Genomic DNA, 18179 nt, shown 5'->3' with positions numbered 1-18179 from the left:
TGGCGCGACGAGCGGTTGGCCGCGGCGCCGGCGCCCGTGGCATCCGGTGTTCCGCTCCTCACTCCCCCGCCGGTCGGGGTCGCGCGCGAGGGACGCCGCCTGCGCCGCGGCTTCTCGTGGGTCGGCGGCGTGCTCGCCGTGCTGGCCATCGGCTGGTGGCTCTTCACGGTGATCTCCGACACGTTCCTGCGGTAGGCGCGCTGCCCCGGGTCCCCGCGCGCACCCGCGCGAGTCGCCAGGATTTGTCGCCTGGGACGCGCTCCAGGCGACAAATCTTGGCACCTCACGCGTCCTGTGCGGCGCAGCCGCACGGGGGTCAGACGCGCGTCGACCGCCACAGCTCGCGGCGGGACTCCTGCGCGACCGGGTCCGGCACCGGGAGGGATGCCAGCAGCCGCTTCGTGTAGTCGTCGCTCGGCTCCGTGAGCACCTGCACCGTCGTGCCCTGCTCGCGGATCACGCCCTGGCGGAGCACCACGATGCGGTCGGCCACCTCGTCGACGACCGCGAGGTCGTGACTGATGAAGAGGCACGCGAACCCGAACTCCTTCTGCAACTCCGCGAAGAGCTGCAGAACTCGGGCCTGCACCGACACGTCGAGTGCCGAGGTCGGCTCGTCCGCGATGAGCAGCTTCGGGTCGAGCGCGAGCGCCCGGGCCAGCGACGCGCGCTGACGCTGGCCGCCCGACAGCTCGTGCGGGTACCGGTCGCCGAACGCGGTCGGGAGCTGGACGGCATCCAGGAGTTCGTCCACGCGCGCACGCGCGGCGCGGGCGCCGGACGCGCGCCGGTGCACGAGGAGCGGCTCGGCGATGCACTCCGCGATCGTGAGGAGCGGGTTGAAGCTCGTCGCCGGGTCCTGGAAGACGAAGCCGATGTCCGGGCGGGTCTTCGCGAGCGTGCGGGACTTCGCGCCGCGCATCTCGGTGCCGAGCACCTTGAGCGACCCGCCGACGACCGAGGTGAGCCCCACCATCGCGCGGCCGATGGTCGTCTTGCCCGAACCCGATTCGCCCACGAGACCGAGCACTTCGCCGGGGCCGATCCAGAAGTCGACGCCCTTCACGGCGATGACGCCGGTCGTACCGAAGCGCCCCGGGTAGCCGATCTCGACCTTCTCGGCCACGACCAGACTGCCCGCAGGGGGCGCGGTCGGCGCCGGGGTCGCGAGCTTCTGCTGCGCGCTCTTCCCGCGGCCGACGTGCGGCACGGCGGCCAGCAGCTCGCGCGTGTACTGCTGCTGCGGCGCGGCGAACAGCGAGCGCACGGGCGCCTGCTCGACGATGTCGCCGCGGTACATCACGATGACCCGGTCGGCCAGGTCGGCGACCACGCCCATGTTGTGGGTGATGAGCACGATCGTCGCGCCGAACTCGTCGCGGCACGTGCGCAGCAGGTCGAGGATCTCGGCCTGCACCGTGACGTCGAGGGCCGTGGTCGGCTCGTCGGCGATGATGAGGCCCGCGTTGAGCACGAGCGCCATCGCGATGACCACGCGCTGCTTCTGGCCGCCGGAGAACTGGTGCGGGTAGTCGTCGACGCGCTTGTCGGGATTCGGGATGCCGACCCGGCGCAGGATGTCGACGGCCTGGGCCTTCGCCTCGGCGCGCGACAGCTTCCCGTGGGCGCGCAGGCCCTCCGCGATCTGCCACCCCACCGTGTACACCGGGTTCAGCGCGGTGGACGGCTCCTGGAAGACCATCGCGGCGTCGTGTCCGCGCATCGCGCGCAGCTGCGCGTGGGTCGCGTGGACGATGTCGGTCTCGTCGCCGTCGCGACCGCGGACGATCACGGCGCCCGACAGGGTTGCGGTCTCGGGCAGGAGCCCCAGCAGCGTGTTGGCCGTGACGGTCTTGCCCGACCCGGACTCGCCGACGATCGCGAGCACCTCGCCGGCGTGCGCCTCGAGCGAGATGCCGTTGATCGCGGCGACGGGGTCGCCGTCGGTCGCGAACGTGACCCGAAGGTCGTCGATGCGGGCGACGGGCGCGGTGGTGCCGGTCATGAGGGGCTCCCCTCGGAAGAAGTGGATGCCGGGGGCCCGGCGGGAGCGGCGGTCGCCGAGGTCGGAGCCGGGGCGGGGTCGACCGCGGTGACCGGTGCGGGAGCGCGTCCGGCGCGGCGGCGCGTGCGGAGCCGCGGGTCGCTGAGGTCGTTGAGGCTCTCGCCGACGAGCGTGATGCCGAGCACGGCGAGGACGATCGCGACGCCCGGAGGGACGGCCGTCCACCAGATGCCGCTGGTCACGTCGCTGACAGAGCGGTTGAGGTCGTAGCCCCATTCCGCCGCGGCCGTGGCCTCGATGCCGAAGCCGAGGAAGCCCAGACCCGCGAGCGTCAGCAGCGCCTCCGAGGCGTTGAGCGTCACGACGACCGGCAGCGAGCGCGTGGAGTTGCGCAGCACGTGGCGGAGCAGGATGCGCGCGGTCGGCACGCCGATCACGCGAGCCGACTCGACGAACGGCTCCGCCTTCACGCGCACGACCTCGGCACGGATCACGCGGAAGTACTGCGGCACGAACACCACCGTGATCGAGATCGCGGTCGCGAGGATGCCGCCCCACAGCGTCGACTGTCCACGAGTGATCGCGATCGACATCACGATCGCGAGGAGCAGCGACGGGAAGGCGTAGATCGCGTCGGCCAGCACCACGAGGATGCGGTCGATCCAGCCGCCGAAGTAGCCGCTGACCAGCCCCAAGAAGATGCCGAGGAAGATCGAGAACACGATCGCGCAGAGGATCACCAGGAGCGCGGTCTGCGCACCCCAGATCACGCGGGACAGCACGTCGTACCCACCGACGGTCGTGCCGAGCAGGTTCATCGCGCTCGGCGCCTGCTGCGTGCCGAACTTCACGCCGTTCGCCTCCTGCTGCGCGAAGCTGTAGGGGGCGAGCACCGGCGCGAGAACGGCGACGAGCACGAAGACGATCGTGATCACGAGGCCGATCACGAGCATCGTGCGCTGCAGCCCGACGCTGCGACGCAGGTGGGAGACGATCGGCAGACGGTCGCGCAGGGGAACCTTGCGCTCCGTCAGGGCCGCGGGGGTCGTGGCATCCGTCATGTCAGTACCTCACTCGCGGGTCGATGATCGCCGCGATGACGTCGACGAGGAAGTTCGTGACGGCGACGATCAGCGCGATCATCACGACGATGCCCTGCACCGCCACGAAGTCGCGCGCCTTCAGGTACTCGCTGAGCATGAAGCCCAGCCCCTTCCACTCGAACGTGGTCTCGGTGAGCACCGCGCCACCGAGCAGCAGGGCGATCTGCAGGCCGATCACGGTGATGATCGGGATGAGCGCGGGGCGATAGGCGTGCTTGGTGACCAGGCGGAACTCCCCCACGCCGCGGGAACGCGCCGACGTGACGTACTGCGCGCCGAGCGTGCCGATCACGTTGGTGCGCACGAGCCGCAAAAAGATGCCGGCGGTCAGGATGCCGAGCGCCAGACCCGGCAGGATCGCGTGGGTCAGCACGTCGCCGACCGCGGCTCCGTCGCCGAGGCGGATGGCATCCAGGAGATATATGCCGCTGGGGTTATCGAGGCCCTGGAGCTTCAGCTCGGTGCGGGTGCTGGCGCGGCCGGCGACCGGCAGCACGCTCAGCCACACCGCGAAGACGAGCTTCAGCAGGAGGCCGACGAAGAAGATCGGGGTGGCGTAGCCGAGGATCGCGCCGATGCGCAGGACCGCGTCGGGCCAGCGGTCGCGGCGGTAGGCGGCGAGAAGACCGAACGGGATGCCGACCAGCAGCGCCACGACGAGCGCGTAGATCGCGAGCTCGAGCGTGGCCGAGCCGTACTGGAGCAGGATGCCGAGGACCGGACGGTTGTCGGTCAGCGTGGTGCCGAAGTCGCCGCGCAGCACACCCCAGATGTACTCGAAGTACTGCTCGTAGAGCGGGCGGTCGTAGCCGGCCTCGTGGATGCGCTCCGCGAGCTGGTCGGGTGGGAGGCGTCCTCCGAGCGCGGCGGTGATCGGGTCGCCCGTGACCCGCATGAGCAGGAAAACCACGGTCACGAGGATGAAGACCGTGGGGATGATCAGCACGAGGCGGACGAGGATGTAGCGCCAGAGACCGCCGCCCTTCGGGGCGGCGGGCGCAGCGATGACGGGGGCGTCGACGGCGGTGGCCATGGGAACCTAACGAGAGGAACGCAGCGGGTGCCCGGCCCCGCGAGGGACCGGGCACCCGGCGTCGATTACTTGTTCAGCGGGGCGTAGCGGAACTTGAAGGAACCGTCGAGGACGGCGCCCTTCACGCTCGAGCCGACGATCGCGACCTGCTTGCCCTGGAGCAGCGGAAGGGTCGAGAGGTCGGCCGCCACCGCGTCCTGGATCTTGCCGATCTCCTGCTCACGCGTGGCCTTGTCGGTCTGCGTCGCCTGGTCGATGATCATCTTCTGGACGTCGGCGTTGTCGTAGTGGTTGCCGACGAAGTTGTCCAGCGAGAAGAACGGGGTCAGGTAGTTGTCGGCATCCGAGTAGTCCGGGAACCAGCCGAGCTGGTACGCGGGGTACACGTCGGCGACGCGGTCCTTGGTGTACTGCACCCACTCGGTCTGCGCGAGGTTGACCGTGAACAGGCCGTCCTTCTCGAGCTGCGCCTTGACCGCGGCGTACTCGTCACCCGACGAGGGACCGTAGTGGTCGCCGTTGTACTGCAGGTTCAGCGTGACGGGCGTCGTGATGCCGGCCGCGGTCAGCGTGGCCTTGGCCTTCGCGGCATCCGGAGCGCCGTTTCCGTCGCCGTACAGACCCTTGAGCGCCTCGTTGGCGCCCGCGAGACCCTGCGGAACGTAGGAGTAGAGCGGCGAGTAGGTGTCCTTGTAGACGTCGGTCGCGATCGCCTGGCGGTCGATCAGGTCGGCCGCGGCCTGACGGACGGCGAGCGACTTGGCGGCGTCGGCCTCGGGGGTCTTCGCGCCGAAGGGCATGGTGTCGAAGTTGAAGACGATGTAGCGGATCTCGCCGCCGGGGCCGTCGACGACCTTGACCGCGTCGTTCTTCGACAGGTCGTCGATGTCGGTCGCGCTGAGGCTGCGGTACGCGACGTCGATCGCGCCCGACTGCACGTCGAGCTTCAGGTTCGACGCGTCGGCGTAGTACTTCGCCGAGATGCCGCCGTTCGCCGGCTTCGGGAGCGAGCCCTGGTAGTCGGCGTAGGGCTTGTACGAGATGAGCTCGTTCAGCTTGTACGAGTCGATCGTGTACTGACCGGCGAAGGCCTTGCCCTGGACGATGGTGTCGTCCGGCGTGACGGCGTCGGCGGAGAAGACCTCTTCGTCGACGATCGGCGCGGCCGGGCTCGACAGGATCTGCGGCCAGACCTGGTCGTTGCCGTTCTTCAGCGTGAAGACGACGGTGGTGTCGTCGGGCGTCGAGACGCTGTCGAGGTTGCCGAGCAGCGACGACGGGCCGTTGGGGTCGGCGATCTTGACCTGGCGGTCGAACGAGAACTTCACGTCGGAGGACGTGAGGTCGTGGCCGTTCGCGAACTTCAGGCCCGACTTGAGCTTGACCGTGTACTCGGTCGGCGACGTGAACTCGGCCGACTCGGCGATGTCGGGCGTGACGTCCGACGTGCCGTACTGGCTGTTGAGGAGGAAGGGGTAGACCTGGTTCATCACGGCGAACGAGCCGTTGTCGTACGAGCCGGCCGGGTCGATCGAGCTGATCTTGTCGGTGGTGCCGACGACGAGGGGTTCGGTCGAGCCGCTGTCCGAGCCGTTGTCTCCCCCGCCGGCGGAGCAGCCCGCGAGGACGAGAGCCGAGACGCCGACGGCGCCGAGAGCGAGGCCGAGACGGCCTCGACCACTGTTGTGCAGTGTCATTGAGTTACCTCTGCTGTGAAGTGTCGATCGCGACAAGTGCCGCAGTCCTTCGGACATCTTTGTCTTCAGGAGGCCACACTCCAACTATTGGACCGTCTTTTTACGATAACGAAACCTCGAATATCTTCCGGTCCCCCGGATGCCTTGTCGGAGATGTTCCGGGCGAGAGCGCTCCCGGGACGCTCAGCGCAACGGTTCGGCTAACGCCGGCGCGATTCGTGCTCAGCGCGTCCGCGGCGGCTCAGCGCAACGGTTCGGCGAGCGCCGGCGCGATCGTGCTCAGCGCGTCCGCGGCGGCCTCACGGGCCGACGGGGACTCTCCGATCGCCCACGATTCGACGGCCACGGTCAACGACGCGATCGTCGCCGCGGCCAACCCGCGCACAGCGAGCGCGCCCAGATCGGGCCGCTCGCGCTGGAACAGCTCGACGAGGTCGTCCTGCGCCTGGCGTCCCGCTGCGAGCCAGGACGCGCGCAGCGCCGGCGTCTGCACGATGATGCGGGTCAGTCGCCGGCGCATCTCGGGCTCCACGGCGATCGACTCCACGAACCCGTCGACCACGGCCGCGAGCAGTGGCCCCGGCAAGTGCGCGGCGAGGTGACGGATGAACGTGGCGGGACCGTCGGCCAGCTCCCCCACCAGCGTGCCGTCCTTGCTCGCGCAGTGCCGGTAGAACGTGCGCATCGAGATTCCCGCGCGATCGGCGATCTGCTCCACGGTCGTCTGCTCGTAACCCTGAGCCTCGAAGAGGTCGGCGGCGGCGGCTTCGATGAGGGCCATCGTCTCGACGCGGCGCCGCGCGCGCAGCGTCGAGACGGGGGGAACACGGCTCTCGGGCATGGGCCAAGTATGCCGTTCTCTCTGGTGGCACATATACGCAAAGTGGCAGACTGTGCCACGAGCGGATCGCTCAGTTTCGAAGGAGAACAACATGTCCGAAATCTCGTTCGCCGGCAGAGTGGCCATCGTCACCGGTGCCGGCGGAGGACTGGGGAAGGCCCACGCGCTCGAACTCGCTCGACGGGGCGCCAAGGTGGTCATCAACGACCTCGGCGGAGACATCACGGGCGCGAACGGCGGCACCGCGATGGCCGACGACGTGGTCGCCGAGATCCGGGCCGCCGGCGGCGAGGCCGTCGCCAACTACGACTCGGTCGCCACGCCGGAGGGGGGACGAGGGATCGTCGAGACCGCGCTCGACGCGTTCGGCCGGGTCGACATCCTCGTCAACAACGCCGGGAACATCCGCAACGCCCCCTTCACGGATCTGTCGCCGGAGTCCGTGGAGTCGCTGCTCGCCGTTCACGTCAAGGGCGCCTTCAACGTCACGCAGCCGGCGTTCGAGGTCATGCGGGACAACGGCTACGGACGCATCGTCTTCACGTCGTCGGCGGCCGGCCTGTTCGGCTCGATCCAGCAGGCGAACTACGCCGCCGCCAAGGGAGCCGTCTTCGGCCTCGCGAACGTCGTGGCGCTCGAGGGCAAACCCCACGGCATCCTGGTCAACACGATCCTCCCGGCCGCCAACAGCCGCATGCAGGCCGACATGAACCCTGAACAGTTCGTCGGGATGCCGACGACACCCGCGCACGGGGAGCCCGAGATGATCACGGCGATGGTCGCCTACCTCGCCAGCGAGCAGAACACCGCGACACGCGAGCTGTACTCGATCGCTCGGGGCCGATATGCCCGCGTGTTCATGGGCGTCGCGCCCGGGTGGCACGTCGCGCACGACGAACCGGTCGCCACCGCCGACGACGTCGCCGCCCACATCGACCGTATTCGCGACCTCGAGGGCTACGCGGTCCCCGAGTCCATGGTCGCCGAGTTCGCGCTCGTCCCGTGAGCACGGCATCCGCGTGCACGACGCCCCGCACGTACGTCGTCACCGGTGCCGGATCCGGAATCGGTGCGGCCACCGCCGCTCTCCTGCGGTCGCGCGGGCACCGCGTCGTGGGAGTCGACCTGCGCGGCAGCGACATCGACGCCGACCTCTCGACCGACGCGGGCCGCGGGTCGCTGGCCGACGCGGTTCGCGAGGCGATCGGCGACACCGTCGACGGCGTCATCGCCGTGGCGGGGGTGGCTCTGCCCACGTCTCTCACGGTGCGCGTCAACTACTTCGGTGCGGTCGCGACCCTCGAGGCGCTCCTGCCGCTGCTGCGGAACTCGCCCGCGCCCCGCGCCGCTGTCGTCGCCTCCTTCTCCGCCCTCCAGCAGAATGACGCCCAACTGGTGGACCTGCTCCGGGTGGGCGACGAGGATGCCGCGGTCGCCCGCGCCGACGGGCTCGCCGCGGAAGGCCTGGGCGATCTCATCTACCCGTCGACGAAACGCGCGATCGCCGAGTGGGTGCGCGAACGGGCGGTGACGCCGGAGTGGGCGGCATCCGGAATCCCGCTCAACGCGGTCGGCCCGGGCATCATCCTGACGCCCATGACCGAGCCCCTGCTCGCGACCCCCGAGGGACGCGACGCGCTCATGCAAGTCGTGCCGATGCCCCTGGCCGGACCGGCTCGCCCCGAGGCGATCGCCGAGGTGCTGGCCTGGCTCACGGACGCCCCCAACGCCCACATGACGGGCCAGGTGGTGTTCGTCGACGGTGGGGCCGATGCGGTGATCCGCGGGCCCCGCGTGTTCGACTGACCGTCCGGGTGGGCGTCCGCGCGGGCGCCCACCCCTGGGTCCGGGCGCCCACCCCACACGTCAGTGCGGGCGTCCACGGGCACACAACCCTCCCGTCAGTGCGCGGACCAGCCGCCGTCCATCACGTAGCTCGTGCCGGTGACCATCGCGGCATCCGGTCCGGCCAACCACAGCGCGAGTGACGCGACCTCGGACGGCTCGACGAGCCGCTTGATCGCGGCATCCTTCAGCAAGACCGTCTCGAGCACCTCGGACTCCGGGATGCCATGCGCCCGCGCCTGGTCCGCGAGCTGCTTCTCGACGAGCGGCGACCGCACGTATCCGGGGTCGATGCACACGCTCGTGACGCCGTGGCGTGCGCCCTCGAGGGCCGTGGTCTTGGAGAGTCCCTCCAGACCGTGCTTGGCGGTGACGTACGCGGACTTGTATTCCGATGCGCGTATACCGTGGACGCTCGACACGTTCAGCACCCGGCCGAAGCCGCGCTCGTACATCCCGGGGAGGGCCGCGCGAATGAGGAGGAACGGGGCCTCGAGCATGAGCCGCAGCATGAACGAGAAGCGCTCGGGGGCGAAGTCCTCGATCGGGCTCACGTGCTGGATACCGGCGTTGTTGACGAGGATGTCGACGTCGAGGCTCAGATCGGCCAGGGCCGCGGTGTCCGACAGGTCGACGGCCCACGCGCGGCCGCCGATCTCGGCGGCGAGGGCTTCGGCACCCTCGGCGTTGAGATCGGCGACCGTGACGGTGGCGCCGGCCTCGGCGAACGCACGCGCGATCGCCGCTCCGATGCCGCTGGCACCGCCGGTGACGAGGGCGCGACGCCCGCTGAGGTCGATGCTCATGCTTCCTACTTCCCCCGCGCGGCGAGCTTCGCGTCCGCGGCGTCGATGTCGCGCAGCGAGATGCCCCGCGTCTCCTTCAGTGACAGTACGGCGATGGCGGTCAGCACGCAGGCCGCCACGATGTACAGCGCGATCGGCAGCCACGAGCCGGTGTCCTTCAGCCACTGCGTCGCGAGGATCGGCGCGAGCGACCCGGCGAGGATCGCGGTGACCTGGGCGCCGAGCGAGACGCCCGAGTAGCGCATGCGCGTCGGGAACAGCTCGGCCATGACCGCCGGCTGCGGCGCGTACATGCCGGCGTGGAACACGAGTCCGAGCGCCACGGCGGCCACGATCACGACGGGGTTCAACGTGTCGAACATCGGGAAGGCGAAGAACGCCCAGGTCGCGCTGAGGATCGCGCCGGTGAGGTACACGGGCTTGCGACCGATGCGGTCGGCGAGGCGCCCGATCGGGGGGATCACGGCGAAATGGATGACGTGCGCGATCAGCAGCGCGAGGAGCAGCTGGCTCGTGTCGTACGAGTGGACGACCTTCAGGTAGACGATCGAGAAGCTGACGACGATGTAGTAGACGATGTTCTCCGCGAAGCGCACGCCCATCGCCTGGACGACGCCCTTGGGGTAGCGGCGCAGCACCTCGACGACACCGAACGACGTCGCCTTCTCCTGCTCGACCTGCTTCTTGGCCTCGAGGAAGATCGGCGCCTCCTCGACGTGCGTGCGGATATAGAAGCCGACCAGCACGATCACGGCCGAGAGCCAGAACGCGACGCGCCAGCCCCAGTCGAGGAACGCGGCGGGGGAGAGGGCGAACGACATGATCAGGAGGACCGTCGTCGCCAGCAGGTTGCCGACCGGAACGGCGGCCTGCGGCCAGCTGGCCCAGAACGCGCGCGAGCGGTTCGGGCTCTGCTCGGCGACCAGCAGGACGGCACCGCCCCACTCTCCGCCGACCGCGAAGCCCTGGATGAAACGCAGGGCCACGAGCATCGCGGGCGCCCAGTATCCGACGGACGCGAAGCCGGGGAGGCATCCCATCAGGAAGGTGGCGGCGCCGACGATGATGATCGTCGCCTGCAGCGTCGGCTTGCGGCCGAACCGGTCGCCGATCTGCCCGAAGACGATGCCGCCCAGGGGGCGCGCGACGAAGCCGACCGCGTAGGTGACAAAGGCGGCGATGATGCCGTCGAGCGGTGAGCCCGACGACGGGAAGAAGTACGTGCCGAAGACGAGGCTCGCGGCGGTGGCGTAGAGGAAGAACTCGTACCATTCGACGACCGTGCCGGCCATGGAGGCGGCGACGACGCGACGGATCTTGCTGGTCGAGATTTCGGGGGAGGCGCTGCGTTGCGCGGCGGCGGGGGATTCCATGCTGCTCCTTCGGTGTCGACGGTGACATCCGGGGATGAGTCTGCGCGGCGTCGGGTGTTGCGGCAATGCCCAGTGCTGCCGACCGGGTGTGCAGAATTGCACACATGGATGCCACGAACGTCCGCGCCGACGACCTCCTGATGCTGCTCGCGGTCGCCCGCACGGGCCGCTACACCGCCGCCGCGCAGGTCCGCGGCGTCGACCACACCACCGTCGCCCGGCGCATCGCCGCGCTCGAGGACGCGCTCGGCGGCCGCGTCGTCGCCGCCTCGGGCCGCGGGTGGGAGCTGACAGCGCTCGGAAAGCACGCGGTCGAGACGGCCGGACGTATCGAGGCCGCGATGTCGCGGCTGTCGGGCGGGGGAGAGGAGCCGGATCCCGTCTCGGGGGTCGTGCGGATGTCGGCGACCGACGGCTTCAGCGCCTACGTCGCGGCTCCCGCGATCGCGGCCCTGCGTCAGCGGCATCCGGAGCTGACCGTCGAGATCGTGGCCACGCAGCGGAGGGCCGCGCTGCACCGCCCGGGCTTGGACCTCGAGGTCGTGGTGGGGGAGCCGCAGTCGTCGCGCGGCGCGGCGACCCGTCTCGGCACCTACACGCTCGGCATGTACGCCTCCCGGGCGTATCTCGAGCGGGAGGGGACGCCCCGCGACCTCGCCGAGCTCGAGCAGCACCGGCTCGTGTATTTCGTCGACTCGATGCTGCAGGTGGAGGCGCTCGACCTTCCGCGGCGACTGGTCCCTCGCATGCGGGACGGTGTGACCTCGACCAACGTGTTCGTGCACGTGGAGGCGACACGCGTAGGTGCCGGAATCGGAATGCTTCCCTGCTTCGCCGCCGACCGGCATCCGGATCTCGTGCGACTCTTGCCGTCCATTGTGGCGGAGAGGCTCTCGTACTGGATGATCGTGCGCGCGGATTCGCTGCGGATCCCCGCCGTGGCGGCGTTGGCCGACGCGCTCCGCGCGCAGACCGCGGCCGCGCAGTCCATGCTCGACGGGGCATAGATGTCTCTCCCCCACGTCGAGTGTCCAAGACACGCCGTATCGCGCGGTCTCGATGCGGCGTGTCTTGGACACTGGATGCGTTCAGCGTGACCCCTCGTTGCGGCGGGGGAGCGTCGCATCCGGATAACGGGTGAGGATGGATGCCATGACCTCCCCCCAGCGCGTGCGTTTCGGCTACTGGACCCCGATCTTCGGCGGGTGGCTCCGCAACATCGACGACGAGCAGACGCCGGTGTCGTTCGCGCACATCGCGGAGATCGCGCGGGTCGCCGAGGAGGGCGGCTTCGATCTCACACTCATCCCCGAGCTGAACCTCAACGACATCAAGGGCGTCGAGGCGCCGTCGCTCGACGCGTGGGCGGTGACCGCGGGGCTCGCCGCCGTGACGTCGAAGCTCGAACTGCTTGCCGCCGTGCGGCCGGGGTTCCACAACCCGTTCCACACCGCGAAGCAGGCGGCCACGATCGACGAGATCAGCGGCGGGCGGTTCACACTCAACGTGGTGTCGGCGTGGTGGGCCGAGGAGGCGAAGCAGTACGACGGCCTGTTCAGCGCGCACGACGACCGTTACGCCCGCACGATCGAGTGGGTCGAGGTGCTCCGCGGACTGTGGACGGAGACGCCGTTCGCCTACGCGGGGGAGTATTACCGCACCGAGGGCACGTTCCTCGAGCCGAAGCCGCGCGTGATCCCGCGCCTGTACGCGGGCGGCGAGAGCGAGGCCGGACGTACGGCGATCACGCGTTTCGCCGACGCGTACCTCACGCACGGCGGCACCCTCGACGAGCTCGAGGTGAAGGTCGCCGACATGCGACGCCGCCGCAGCGAGGCCGGCGCCGCACCGTTCGAAGCGTTCGGCATGGCGGCGTACGGCATTGTGCGCGACACCGAGGAAGAAGCCCAGGCCGAGGTGGAGCGCATCACCGACGTGCGCGGGGGAGCGGCCTACGGCTCGTACCAGGAGTTCGTGAGCAAGTCCAAGCTCGACACCCCGGTCGACCTCAAGGAGTACTCGGTCTCCAATCGTGGCCTACGACCGAACCTCGTCGGAACGCCCGACCAGGTGGCCGAGCGCATCGTCGCCTTCGCGAACATCGGCGTCTCGACGCTGCTGCTGCAGTTCTCGCCGCACCTGCCCGAGCTGCAGCGGTTCGCCGCCGAGGTCATCCCGCGCGTGCGCCGACTCGAGGCGCTGCGCGACGCCTGAACCGGGGGACTCCCCGGGCTCGGCTGCCATCGGTGCCGCGCGTGAAGGTTCGGTGTCCAAAACACGCGGACCGGATGCCATGGCATCCGCGTGTCCTGGACACTCGACGCCGAGACGACGCGCCGCGTCACCCGCCGCCCCGGCCCGCGGGACTCCGCCGCCGCGCCAGCGCCGCGCGCCCGCGCCGCCCGCCGCCCCGACCCGCGGAACTACGCCGCCGCGCGGAGCGCCTGCTCGAGGTCGGCGATGAGGTCACTGGCATCCTCGAGTCCGATCGACAGCCGGATGAGCCCGTCGTGGATGCCGAGGCGGTCGCGGATCTCCTGCGTGAAGCCGAGGTGCGTCGTGGTGGCCGGGTGCAGCGCCATCGAGCGGGTGTCGCCGATGTTGGTCATGCGGCTGAACAGGCGCAGGGCGTCGAAGAAGCGCTCGGCGCCGTCGCGTCCACCGCGCACGGTGAACGAGAACACCGACCCGGTGAGTCCGCCGTAGTCGCGGACGGCGAGCGCGTGCTGCGGGTGGGACGGGAGTCCCGCGAAGTCGACGCTCTCGACGAGCTCGTGGCCGTCGAGCCACTCGGCGATCTCGCGGGCGGATGCCAAGTGCTGACGCATCCGCACGGACAGCGTCTCCATGCCTTGCTGCAGGAGGAAGCCGTTCAGCGGTGACAGGGCCGGGCCGGTGTCGTTGGCGATGCCGAACCGCAGGTACAGCTCGAAGGCCCGGGGGCCGAAGGCCTCGACGAACGACGGGTATCCCGCGGCGGGGGTCTCGGTGATGCCCGGGTACGGCCGCGTTGACCCGGACCAATCGAACGTGCCGCCGTCGACGACGGCACCGGCGAGGTTGGCGCCGTGACCCGACAGGAACTTCGTCGCGGAGTGCACGACGATGTGCGCACCCTGCTCGAGGGGACGCAGCAGGTACGGCGTCGCGATCGTGTTGTCGACGACGACCGGCAGGCCGTGGCGCGCCGCGATCCGCGCGACGTGCGAGATGTCGACGACGTCGTTCTTCGGGTTCGGGAGCGTCTCGGTGAAGATCGCCTTCGTCTCGGGGCGGATCAGGGCGTCCCACTCGGCGTCGTCCTCGGGGTCCCAGACATACTCCACGGTGACGCCGAGGCGCGCGAACGTTCGGCCGAACAGCACCCGCGTGCCGCTGTAGATGCTCGCGGTCGACACGATGTGTTCGCCCGCACCCGCGAGGCCGAGCAGCGTCGTGGTGATCGCGGCCTGCCCCGACCCGACGACGAGCGCCCCCGTTCCACCCTCGAGCGACGCGAGCCGTGCCTCGGCGACCTGGTTCGTGGGATTGAGATTGCGCGAATACAGGTGCCCCAGGTCGGTGCCGGCGAAGCGGTCCGTCGCCTCCTGGAACGACGCGAACCGGTACGCCGCCGAGAGGTGCACGGGCGTCACGCGCGAGCCGTGCGTGAGGTCTTCGACCTCGCCGGCGTGCACCTGCCGGGTCGCGAACCCGAAGCCGTCCCAGTCGCGGTGGGGGTCAGCCACGCACGCCCACCGCCTCGTGCGGCAGCAGGGCGCCGAGCCAGCGCGCGATCTCGCGCGGACCGGAGCGGGGAGCGGATGCCTCGACGTCGGGGTTGTAGTTCGTGTTGGTGTTCACGTCGTAGGTGACGACGCGGCCGTCACGGGTCTCGATGAACTCGATGCCCGCGACGCCGATGCCCTCGGCCGCAAGGAACGCGAGGTACCGGTCGATGAGCGCGGGATCGACGTCGTCGCGGAGACGGAAGAGGGGCTCGGGCTCCACGCCGTCGGCACCGGGGATCGCGCACGCCTCGGCCGGGCAGAGCTCGAAGCTGCCCGCGCTCGTGTCGACACGGACGGCGTAGACGAACTCGCCCCCGACGAACTCCGCGCGCGTCACGAACGGGGCCCGGGCGACCAGCAGCTCCTGCAGCAGCGTGATGCCGTCGGGCGACGGCTCGAAGTCGGGGCCGTCGACCCACGCCCCGAACTCGGCGTGCGACTCCCACCGGCGTACGCCCAGGCCCTTGCCGCCCTGGTTGTGCTTGCTGATGAAGGGCGCCTCGAACTCCTCGGCCTTCGCCGCGAGCTGCGCGGTGCCGAACACGGCCGTCGTGCGCGGAACCTCGATGCCCGCGTGCCGGAGCGCCGCATGCTGCGCCACCTTGCTGACCTCGAGCTCGAGGACGTCGGCGCCGTTCACGACCGTGCGGCCCCACGACGCCAGCCAGCGCAGCACAGCGCGGCCGTACTCCTTACTCGCCGCGTGGTCACGCGTGTGCGCGGAGGCGCTGAGCCGCGACCAGAACACGCCCTCCGGCGGCTCGACGGACAGATCGATGGAGCCGTCGGTCAGCAGCCACTCCTCGAGCGGCACCCCCTCCGCCTCGAAGGCCGCCTGGAACGGCGGAAGCCACTGGGGGTTCTCATGGATCACGTACACACTGCCCGACATGCCCGCCAGGCTAACCCGGGCCTCCGACACCGGCACAGGCCCTCGTCACGCGCGGTCACGACGGCTGACGACCCTCGAGCCTGGCGCCCTGGCATCCACGTGTGTATCGTCGCAAGGCTGTGCCGTCGGAAGGGATGCCATGACCACCGAGTACCTCGATGCGAACCGCGCCAACTGGAACGAGCGCGCCACCCTGCACGCCGCCCGCGACGGGTCGGGATACGGCGTGCTGCGCTACGTGGAGGACGGCGCCGCGCTGAGTGACGTCGTGCGGTTCGACCAGCCGCTGCTCGGCGACCTCACCGGGAAGCGGGCCGTGCACCTCCAGTGCCACATCGGCACCGACACGCTGTCGCTCGCGCGCCTCGGCGCCCGGGTGACGGGCCTCGACTTCTCGGAGAACGCCGTTGAGGAGGCCCGGCGCCTGGTGGCCGAGACCGGCGATGCGGTCGATTTCGTCCGATCGGACGTTTCTCACGCCACCGACGTCCTGCCCGCGGGGGAGTTCGACCTCGTCTACACGGGCATCGGGGCCCTGTGCTGGCTGCCGTCGATCAGCGAATGGGCCGGAGTCGTCGCGGAGCTGCTGGCTCCGGGCGGCACGCTGCACATCCGGGAGGGCCACCCGGTGCTGTGGTCGATGAACGAGACGCTGCCCGGACTCACGCTGGCGTTCCCGTACTTCGAGCAGCCGGTGCCGCTGGAATGGGATGACGACAGCACCTACGTCGAGGTGTCGGCTCCGCTGCAATCCACCCGGACGTACGAGTGGAACCGCAGCCTCGGCGAGATCGTCACGGCGCTGCTCGACCGTGGGCTGCGCCTGGACGCGCTCATCGAGCACGACAGCGTGCCGTGGGAGGCGCTCCCCGGCCGGATGACCCTGCGCCCCGACGGCGAATACGCCCTCACCGAGCAGCCGTCGGTCATGCCGCTGAGCTACACGATCCGCGCTTCGAAGCCGGTCTGACCGGCACGGTGCCCCGTCGCCGAAGCGCCAGAGCACCCATGACGAACGTCACCCCCACAAGGTGACCCCCGCCCCAGGTACGGGGCACGCGGCCGCGCCAGCATGAGGACATGACCTCCTCCACCACCGCCCCCGCCGCGATCGACGCGCGGGGCGTCGTCAAGAGCTTCGGCTCCGTCCACGCCGTCCGCGGCGTCGATCTGCGCGTGCAGCCCGGCGAGATCGTGGCGTTCCTCGGCCCGAACGGCGCCGGCAAGACCACGACGATCGACATGATCCTCGACCTCACGAACCCCGACTCGGGCTCCATCAGCGTCTTCGGGCACACCCCGCGCGGCGCGGTGTCGCGCGGTCTCGTCTCCGCCGTCCTGCAGACCGGGGGGCTGCTGAAAGACCTCACGGTCCGCGAGACGGTCGAGCTCACGGCATCCCTGTTCGCCGAGAAGCGTCCCGTCGACGAGGCGTTGGAGCGGGCCGGCATCCGGGATCTGGCGAATCGACGCGTCGGACTCTGCTCGGGCGGCGAGCAGCAGCGGCTGCGCTTTGCGATGGCGCTCGTGAGCGACCCGGCGCTGCTGATCCTCGACGAGCCGACCACCGGCATGGACGTCGAGGCCCGCCGTTCGTTCTGGAACGCGATCCGGACGGATGCCGCCCGCGGCCGCACCGTCATGTTCGCCACGCACTACCTCGACGAGGCCGACGAGTACGCCGATCGCATCGTGCTGATGCGCAGCGGCCAGATCGTCGCCGACGGCACCACGGCCGAGATCAAGAACCTCGTCTCGGGCCGGGTGGTGCAGGCGACGATTCCGGATGCCGACATCACGGCGCTCGCGTCCCTCCCGGGCGTCGACTCGGTCGAGGCCTCCGGCGAGCGCGTGACGCTGCACACCCGCGACTCCGACGCCCTCGCGCGCCACCTCCTCGCAGAAACCCCCGCGCGGGATCTCGAGATCACCCGCCAAAACCTCGAGAGCGTGTTCGTCGCGCTCACCATCGATTCCCCGGCATCCGCCGACGCCTCGAACGGAGCAACCCGATGACCGCCATCAGCCTCGACCGTCCCGCCCCCGTCCTGGGCGGCTTCACGCTCACGTATCTGCGGATCGAGCTGGTCCGCAAGCTCCGCAACCCGCGGGCGCTGTTCTTCACCGTGGCGTTCCCGGTGCTGATGTTCTTCATCATCGGCTACCAGATGCTCGACACCCCGCTGACCGAGACCCCGGTGGCATCCGGGGGAGTGTCGGTGGCCGCGTACATCATGGTCTCGATGGCGATGTACGGAGCGATGATGTCGGCGACCCAGACGGGCGCCGCGGTCGCCGTCGAGCGCGCGCAGGGGTGGACGCGACAGCTGCGCCTCACGCCGCTGAACCCGCTCGTCAACGTGATCGTGAAGCTCCTGGCGGGCATGCTGTTCGAACTCATCGCCGTGATCGCGACGTATGTGGTGGCATCCATGGTCGGGGTTCAACTGTCGGCGGCGCAGTGGATCGTCACGGGCCTGGCCGCGTGGCTCCTGGCCGGAGCGGTGTTCACGACGCTCGGGCTCATGGTCGGCTACATGGTGCCGGGCGAGAACGTCGCCCAGATCACGAGCCTCGCGGTGGTGCTGCTGTCGTTCCTCGGCGGGCTTTTCTACCCGCTGTCGTCGATGCCCGACTTCCTGCAGACGGTCGGCAAGCTGACGCCCGTGTACGGCATCGCCGAGCTGGCGCGGGCGCCGCTGACGGGGGATGCCTTCGACCTCGGCGCCCTGATCAACGCGGTGGTGTGGCTCGCGGTGTTCGTCGCCGGCACCGTCTACTTCTTCCGGCGGGACACGCGGCGTTCGTGAGCCG

At 70.0% G+C, this 18179-nt stretch carries 16 protein-coding genes and 1 pseudogene; 8 read left to right on the top strand and 9 right to left on the bottom strand.

Going from position 1 to position 18179, the window contains the following annotated elements; all coding sequences use genetic code 11:
• Window positions 1-195: pseudogene (locus I5G_RS25980) on the top strand (hypothetical protein); the annotation flags it as partial.
• A gap of 121 nt (window positions 196-316) precedes the next feature.
• Here the strand turns inward: I5G_RS25980 and I5G_RS15470 are convergent.
• From I5G_RS15470 to I5G_RS22870, 5 genes are all read right to left on the bottom strand, one after another.
• Window positions 317-2005, bottom strand: a complete 1689-nt coding sequence (locus I5G_RS15470; RefSeq protein WP_022879870.1) for an ABC transporter ATP-binding protein — start codon at window positions 2003-2005, stop codon at window positions 317-319.
• On the bottom strand, window positions 2002-3066 hold the full coding sequence (locus tag I5G_RS22875) for an ABC transporter permease (RefSeq protein ID WP_022879869.1): 1065 nt from the start codon (window positions 3064-3066) through the stop codon (window positions 2002-2004). The genes I5G_RS15470 and I5G_RS22875 overlap by 4 nt, the downstream gene beginning before the upstream one ends.
• Before the next feature lies 1 nt (window position 3067).
• Complete coding sequence (locus I5G_RS15460) at window positions 3068-4141, bottom strand: ABC transporter permease (RefSeq protein WP_022879868.1); 1074 nt, start codon at window positions 4139-4141, stop codon at window positions 3068-3070.
• Between the two features lie 65 nt (window positions 4142-4206).
• Complete coding sequence (locus I5G_RS15455) at window positions 4207-5838, bottom strand: ABC transporter substrate-binding protein (protein WP_022879867.1); 1632 nt, start codon at window positions 5836-5838, stop codon at window positions 4207-4209.
• Between the two features lie 241 nt (window positions 5839-6079).
• Complete coding sequence (locus tag I5G_RS22870; RefSeq protein ID WP_022879866.1) at window positions 6080-6679, bottom strand: TetR/AcrR family transcriptional regulator; 600 nt, start codon at window positions 6677-6679, stop codon at window positions 6080-6082.
• Window positions 6680-6770: 91 nt separating this feature from the next.
• On the opposite strand from I5G_RS22870, the gene I5G_RS15445 reads away from it, so the two are divergent.
• Together I5G_RS15445 and I5G_RS15440 are read left to right on the top strand one after the other, a co-directional pair.
• Window positions 6771-7685, top strand: a complete 915-nt coding sequence (locus I5G_RS15445; RefSeq protein ID WP_022879865.1) for an SDR family NAD(P)-dependent oxidoreductase — start codon at window positions 6771-6773, stop codon at window positions 7683-7685.
• Window positions 7682-8485, top strand: a complete 804-nt coding sequence (locus I5G_RS15440) for an SDR family oxidoreductase (protein ID WP_022879864.1) — start codon at window positions 7682-7684, stop codon at window positions 8483-8485. Before I5G_RS15445 ends, I5G_RS15440 begins: the two co-directional genes overlap by 4 nt.
• 95 nt (window positions 8486-8580) lie before the next feature.
• Here I5G_RS15440 and I5G_RS15435 read toward each other — a convergent pair whose 3' ends face one another.
• Together I5G_RS15435 and I5G_RS15430 are read right to left on the bottom strand one after the other, a co-directional pair.
• The gene (locus I5G_RS15435) at window positions 8581-9330 is read right to left on the bottom strand and encodes a 3-hydroxybutyrate dehydrogenase (protein ID WP_022879863.1); all 750 of its coding nucleotides are present in this window, start codon (window positions 9328-9330) and stop codon (window positions 8581-8583) included.
• 5 nt (window positions 9331-9335) lie between these two features.
• On the bottom strand, window positions 9336-10703 hold the full coding sequence (locus I5G_RS15430; protein WP_022879862.1) for an MFS transporter: 1368 nt from the start codon (window positions 10701-10703) through the stop codon (window positions 9336-9338).
• Between the two features lie 104 nt (window positions 10704-10807).
• On the opposite strand from I5G_RS15430, the gene I5G_RS15425 reads away from it, so the two are divergent.
• Both I5G_RS15425 and I5G_RS15420 read left to right on the top strand, forming a co-directional pair.
• Window positions 10808-11710 carry a LysR family transcriptional regulator gene (locus tag I5G_RS15425; protein ID WP_022879861.1) on the top strand — a complete coding sequence of 301 codons (903 nt, stop codon included), beginning with the start codon at window positions 10808-10810 and terminating at the stop codon, window positions 11708-11710.
• Between the two features lie 145 nt (window positions 11711-11855).
• Window positions 11856-12917 (top strand): LLM class flavin-dependent oxidoreductase, encoded by a 1062-nt coding sequence (locus tag I5G_RS15420; RefSeq protein ID WP_204365571.1) that lies wholly within the window; start codon window positions 11856-11858, stop codon window positions 12915-12917.
• Window positions 12918-13126: 209 nt separating this feature from the next.
• Here I5G_RS15420 and I5G_RS15415 read toward each other — a convergent pair whose 3' ends face one another.
• Window positions 13127-14431: an O-acetylhomoserine aminocarboxypropyltransferase/cysteine synthase family protein gene (locus I5G_RS15415; protein ID WP_022879859.1), complete on the bottom strand. Its 1305-nt coding sequence runs from the start codon at window positions 14429-14431 to the stop codon at window positions 13127-13129.
• Window positions 14424-15365 carry a RimK family alpha-L-glutamate ligase gene (locus tag I5G_RS15410; RefSeq protein ID WP_022879858.1) on the bottom strand — a complete coding sequence of 314 codons (942 nt, stop codon included), beginning with the start codon at window positions 15363-15365 and terminating at the stop codon, window positions 14424-14426. The genes I5G_RS15415 and I5G_RS15410 overlap by 8 nt, the downstream gene beginning before the upstream one ends.
• Window positions 15366-15504: 139 nt before the next feature.
• On the opposite strand from I5G_RS15410, the gene I5G_RS15405 reads away from it, so the two are divergent.
• From I5G_RS15405 to I5G_RS15395, 3 genes are all read left to right on the top strand, one after another.
• Window positions 15505-16335, top strand: a complete 831-nt coding sequence (locus tag I5G_RS15405; protein WP_022879857.1) for a bifunctional 2-polyprenyl-6-hydroxyphenol methylase/3-demethylubiquinol 3-O-methyltransferase UbiG — start codon at window positions 15505-15507, stop codon at window positions 16333-16335.
• A gap of 110 nt (window positions 16336-16445) precedes the next feature.
• Window positions 16446-17381 (top strand): ABC transporter ATP-binding protein, encoded by a 936-nt coding sequence (locus tag I5G_RS15400; RefSeq protein WP_022879856.1) that lies wholly within the window; start codon window positions 16446-16448, stop codon window positions 17379-17381.
• Window positions 17378-18175, top strand: a complete 798-nt coding sequence (locus tag I5G_RS15395; RefSeq protein ID WP_022879855.1) for an ABC transporter permease — start codon at window positions 17378-17380, stop codon at window positions 18173-18175. The genes I5G_RS15400 and I5G_RS15395 overlap by 4 nt, the downstream gene beginning before the upstream one ends.
• Window positions 18176-18179 lie beyond the last annotated feature (4 nt).

Origin of the sequence: Microbacterium sp. B19, assembly GCF_000333395.1 — a bacterium.
Taxonomy (GTDB): Bacteria; Actinomycetota; Actinomycetes; order Actinomycetales; family Microbacteriaceae; genus Microbacterium.
This window is presented reverse-complemented; position numbering and strand designations above follow the sequence as displayed.

What these genes read in the sequence shown, in the direction of transcription:
- I5G_RS15470 (WP_022879870.1), bottom strand. Translation starts at nt 2,005, where the DNA reads ATGACCGGCACCACCGCGCCCGTCGCCCGCATCGACGACCTTCGGGTC.
- I5G_RS22875 (WP_022879869.1), bottom strand. Translation starts at nt 3,066, where the DNA reads ATGACGGATGCCACGACCCCCGCGGCCCTGACGGAGCGCAAGGTTCCC.
- I5G_RS15460 (WP_022879868.1), bottom strand. Translation starts at nt 4,141, where the DNA reads ATGGCCACCGCCGTCGACGCCCCCGTCATCGCTGCGCCCGCCGCCCCG.
- I5G_RS15455 (WP_022879867.1), bottom strand. Translation starts at nt 5,838, where the DNA reads ATGACACTGCACAACAGTGGTCGAGGCCGTCTCGGCCTCGCTCTCGGC.
- I5G_RS22870 (WP_022879866.1), bottom strand. Translation starts at nt 6,679, where the DNA reads ATGCCCGAGAGCCGTGTTCCCCCCGTCTCGACGCTGCGCGCGCGGCGC.
- I5G_RS15445 (WP_022879865.1), top strand. Translation starts at nt 6,771, where the DNA reads ATGTCCGAAATCTCGTTCGCCGGCAGAGTGGCCATCGTCACCGGTGCC.
- I5G_RS15435 (WP_022879863.1), bottom strand. Translation starts at nt 9,330, where the DNA reads ATGAGCATCGACCTCAGCGGGCGTCGCGCCCTCGTCACCGGCGGTGCC.
- I5G_RS15430 (WP_022879862.1), bottom strand. Translation starts at nt 10,703, where the DNA reads ATGGAATCCCCCGCCGCCGCGCAACGCAGCGCCTCCCCCGAAATCTCG.
- I5G_RS15425 (WP_022879861.1), top strand. Translation starts at nt 10,808, where the DNA reads ATGGATGCCACGAACGTCCGCGCCGACGACCTCCTGATGCTGCTCGCG.
- I5G_RS15420 (WP_204365571.1), top strand. Translation starts at nt 11,856, where the DNA reads ATGACCTCCCCCCAGCGCGTGCGTTTCGGCTACTGGACCCCGATCTTC.
- I5G_RS15410 (WP_022879858.1), bottom strand. Translation starts at nt 15,365, where the DNA reads ATGTCGGGCAGTGTGTACGTGATCCATGAGAACCCCCAGTGGCTTCCG.
- I5G_RS15405 (WP_022879857.1), top strand. Translation starts at nt 15,505, where the DNA reads ATGACCACCGAGTACCTCGATGCGAACCGCGCCAACTGGAACGAGCGC.
- I5G_RS15400 (WP_022879856.1), top strand. Translation starts at nt 16,446, where the DNA reads ATGACCTCCTCCACCACCGCCCCCGCCGCGATCGACGCGCGGGGCGTC.
- I5G_RS15395 (WP_022879855.1), top strand. Translation starts at nt 17,378, where the DNA reads ATGACCGCCATCAGCCTCGACCGTCCCGCCCCCGTCCTGGGCGGCTTC.